Origin of the sequence: Raoultella sp. (assembly GCF_039594335.1) — a bacterium.
In the GTDB taxonomy this organism is placed as follows: Bacteria; Pseudomonadota; Gammaproteobacteria; order Enterobacterales; family Enterobacteriaceae; genus Klebsiella.
On sequence record NZ_JBCNNS010000268.1, the window covers coordinates 1 to 3,086 of the forward strand.

Consider the following 3,086-nt stretch of genomic DNA (forward strand, 5'->3'; position numbering starts at 1 on the left):
ATCTGGCCAACCTGGTGGAGCAGAACCGCTTTAGCCGCCAGCTGTACTATGCGCTGCACTCGTTCGAGATCGTCATCCCGCCGCTGCGCGCCCGACGCAACAGTATTCCGTCGCTGGTGCATAACCGCCTGAAAAGCCTGGAGAAGCGTTTCTCTTCGCGACTGAAAGTGGACGATGACGCGCTGGCGCAGCTGGTGGCCTACTCGTGGCCGGGGAATGATTTTGAGCTCAACAGCGTCATTGAGAATATCGCCATCAGCAGCGACAACGGCCACATTCGCCTGAGTAATCTGCCGGAATATCTCTTTTCCGAGCGGCCGGGCGGGGATAGCGCGTCATCGCTGCTGCCGGCCAGCCTGACCTTTAGCGCCATCGAAAAGGAAGCTATTATTCACGCCGCCCGAGTGACCAGCGGGCGGGTGCAGGAGATGTCGCAGCTGCTCAATATCGGCCGCACTACCCTGTGGCGCAAAATGAAGCAGTACGATATTGACGCCAGCCAGTTCAAGCGCAAGCATCAGGCCTAGTCTCCTCGATACGCGCCATGGAGAACAGGGCATCCGACAGGCGATTGCTGTAGCGTAGCGGTATCGATAAGTGAGACGGGTCCGGCGGGTAACGAGGTTAACTTTCCCCGGCAGGACGCCGGGGAGCAGGGTTATTTTTTGATGACCGCGCTGAGATCGCCGAGTTTAGCGGCGGGGTTCTTGTGGCACTGCTGCAACATTTTTGGCACCGAGACGGTCTCGACTTCATGCCAGTCGACATAGTCGCCGCCGCTGAAGTCGGTGTTGCGATTCACGACCCAGAAGGCCACGGGGGTCATGCTTTTCGGGTTCATATCCATAAACTCCTGACAGGTCATATTCTGCGGTGTGGTTTCCTGAACCGCGAACGCCGGGCTGGTCATCAGACAGAATGTGGTGGCCGCCGCGGTCAACACGAGTGCTTTAGGTAAATTCATTTTCTTCTCCAGTGATAAAATATGGCTTAAGCCTGGGCGTGCTTCATCTTATTGCGCAGGACCAGAAAGCCGATGGCGCTAAATATCATTTCAACGCCGATAAATGCGGTGATAAATAACCAGCTTTGCTGCGGATTCATGGCCAGCCACAGACAGGCGATAAGTAAATCCAGCAGGCCAATAAAAATATTCCAGCCAGCGCCGCTTTGTTTTCGGGTTTTACATCCGCTGACGATGCGGGAAATACCGCCGAGAACAAATAAAAAGCCAAATAAAATGGCCAGACTGCTCATACCGTTGAGGGGATTGACGACAAAGCTCAGGCCGAGCACGATCCAGGCGATGGCGAAGATCAGCGCCACCAGGCGTGATTTCCAGTGCTGCTGGCGGAAGACAATCAAGCTGTACAGTGAATAGAAGCCACAGATCATCAACAACATGCCGGTTACCACGGCGAGATACCAACCGGCGACCAACGGCCAGGCCAGGCAACAGGCCCCGCAGATAAACAGCAGGGCGGCCATCATGCCGGCATGCCGTTTATATCGTAAGAAGATGCGTGGACTAAACGCATTTAAAGTGTAATGGCTAAACATAAACATAATTGCTCCGCAGATCCCGGTAGGCGGCCTGGTGCTGAAATAAACGTATGGTTTATTCCGCGGGCCAAAAAAAATGTCTGAGAAAAATAGTAGGCCGCGGTATCGCCAGGCGTAAATAAGAGCGCCGAGGTCACTTTATACGCCTGGTCTGACAGCTGTCAGACCAGGCCCGCAATATCGCTTCCGGGCTCTGATTCTCAATAACCACGATATTTTTTAAGCTGGCTGCGTTTGGTGATGCTTACCGATTTTAATCAGGAGTTAACAATGAAAAAAGTCATTCTGGCGAGCCTGCTGGCAACCATGATGGGTACCTCTCCGGTGTGGGCGGCAGACAGCGCGACGGCAGCGCCAACCGCGGCAGCCACGGCGCAGGTACAGAAAGAAGCTGCCGATGTGCTGCAGGTGGCGGTGCAGGGCGCGAACGCGATGCGCGACGTCCAGTTCGCCCGTCTGGCGCTGTTCCACGGCCAGCCGGAGAGCGCCAAAAAACTGACAGACGACGCCGCCGCGCTGCTGGCCGCCGATGACGCCAGCTGGGCGAAGTTCGTGAAAACTGACGCCACAGCAAAAATGATCGCCGATCGCTATGTGGTGATCAACGCGACCGTCGCCCTGTCTGAAGACTACGTGGCCACACCGGAAAAAGAGAGTGCCATTAAATCTGCCAACGAAAAGCTGGCGAAAGGTGACCAGAAAGGGGCTATTGATACCCTGCGTCTGGCCGGCATCGGCGTGATCGAGAACCAGTATCTGATGCCGCTCAACCAGACCCGTAAAGCGGTGGCGCAGGCGCAAAAACTGCTGAAAGCCGGGAAGTATTACGAAGCGAATCTGGTGCTGAAGGGCGCTGAAGAGGGCATTGTGGTGGATAGCGAGATGCTGGTGGCAGGCAACTGATCCTCGTTCCACCCTGATAGAGCGCAGAGGAAGAAACTGACATGGATGTCCCCTTAACGCTCGGGCAGGCGGACTGCCCGAGCGGAACGGCTAGCGGCCGATCAGGGCGTTGATTTCGCCGTCGATCTCGCGCATGACGCCGGTGATGTGCTGTACCACCTCCAGACAGCTTGCCGGCGTCAGCGAATCAGGTCGCTTAGCCTCAAAAGGGGCGCACAATTGTTGTAGCGCAGTAATCCCCAGAATTTGTGCTGAACCGTGCAGACGGTGCAGCGCTCGCAGAAAGGTCTGCGGTTCATGCCGGGCGATAGCCTGTCCGGCGGCCTGCAAATCTGTGGCCGACGCATCGCGGAACGTCTCCAGTATTTCAGTCATCAGCGCCTGGTCTCCCCCCGTATTTTCGGTCAGCACGCTGAGCTTCAGGTGCCGGGTGACGTTAGGTGATGCGCGGCCCCCCGCTAAACGGCTGAGCTCATGGCTCAGCGTCTGAACCGACACCGGCTTAAACAGACACATATTCATGCCGCTGGCCAGACACGCCTCCCGTGACTGCGGCAGCGCGCTGGCGGTCACGCCCCAAATGACCAGGCCCGGATAGCGACGGCGTAACGAGGCCGCCA

5 protein-coding genes and 1 pseudogene are annotated in these 3,086 nt (G+C 56.8%); 2 read left to right on the forward strand and 4 right to left on the reverse strand.

Annotated features, from left to right (window positions below; translation table 11 throughout):
- Positions 1–527: AAA-type ATPase lid domain-containing protein (locus ACZAHD_RS22795; protein ID WP_462458750.1), on the forward strand; the 527-nt coding region annotated here is incomplete at its 5' end.
- Here ACZAHD_RS22795 and ACZAHD_RS22800 read toward each other — a convergent pair.
- The 3 genes and pseudogenes from ACZAHD_RS22800 to ACZAHD_RS22810 form a co-directional block, all read right to left on the reverse strand.
- Positions 505–582 (reverse strand): annotated as a pseudogene (locus ACZAHD_RS22800) (cob(I)yrinic acid a,c-diamide adenosyltransferase); the annotation flags it as partial. The gene ACZAHD_RS22795 and the pseudogene ACZAHD_RS22800 sit on opposite strands and share 23 nt — an antisense overlap.
- Positions 583–658: 76 nt before the next feature.
- Positions 659–964 (reverse strand): acid-activated periplasmic chaperone HdeB, encoded by a 306-nt coding sequence (hdeB, locus tag ACZAHD_RS22805; protein ID WP_012540524.1) that lies wholly within the window; start codon positions 962–964, stop codon positions 659–661.
- Positions 965–990: 26 nt separating this feature from the next.
- The gene (locus ACZAHD_RS22810; protein WP_012967205.1) at positions 991–1,566 is read right to left on the reverse strand and encodes an HdeD family acid-resistance protein; all 576 of its coding nucleotides are present in this window, start codon (positions 1,564–1,566) and stop codon (positions 991–993) included.
- Positions 1,567–1,803: 237 nt separating this feature from the next.
- Between ACZAHD_RS22810 and ACZAHD_RS22815 the strand changes: the two genes are divergently transcribed.
- Positions 1,804–2,466 carry a YfdX family protein gene (locus tag ACZAHD_RS22815; RefSeq protein ID WP_162493302.1) on the forward strand — a complete coding sequence of 221 codons (663 nt, stop codon included), beginning with the start codon at positions 1,804–1,806 and terminating at the stop codon, positions 2,464–2,466.
- A 90-nt stretch (positions 2,467–2,556) separates the two neighbouring features.
- Here ACZAHD_RS22815 and ACZAHD_RS22820 read toward each other — a convergent pair.
- A partial coding sequence (locus ACZAHD_RS22820; protein WP_462458751.1) for an Hpt domain-containing protein occupies positions 2,557–3,086 on the reverse strand: 530 nt, incomplete at its 5' end.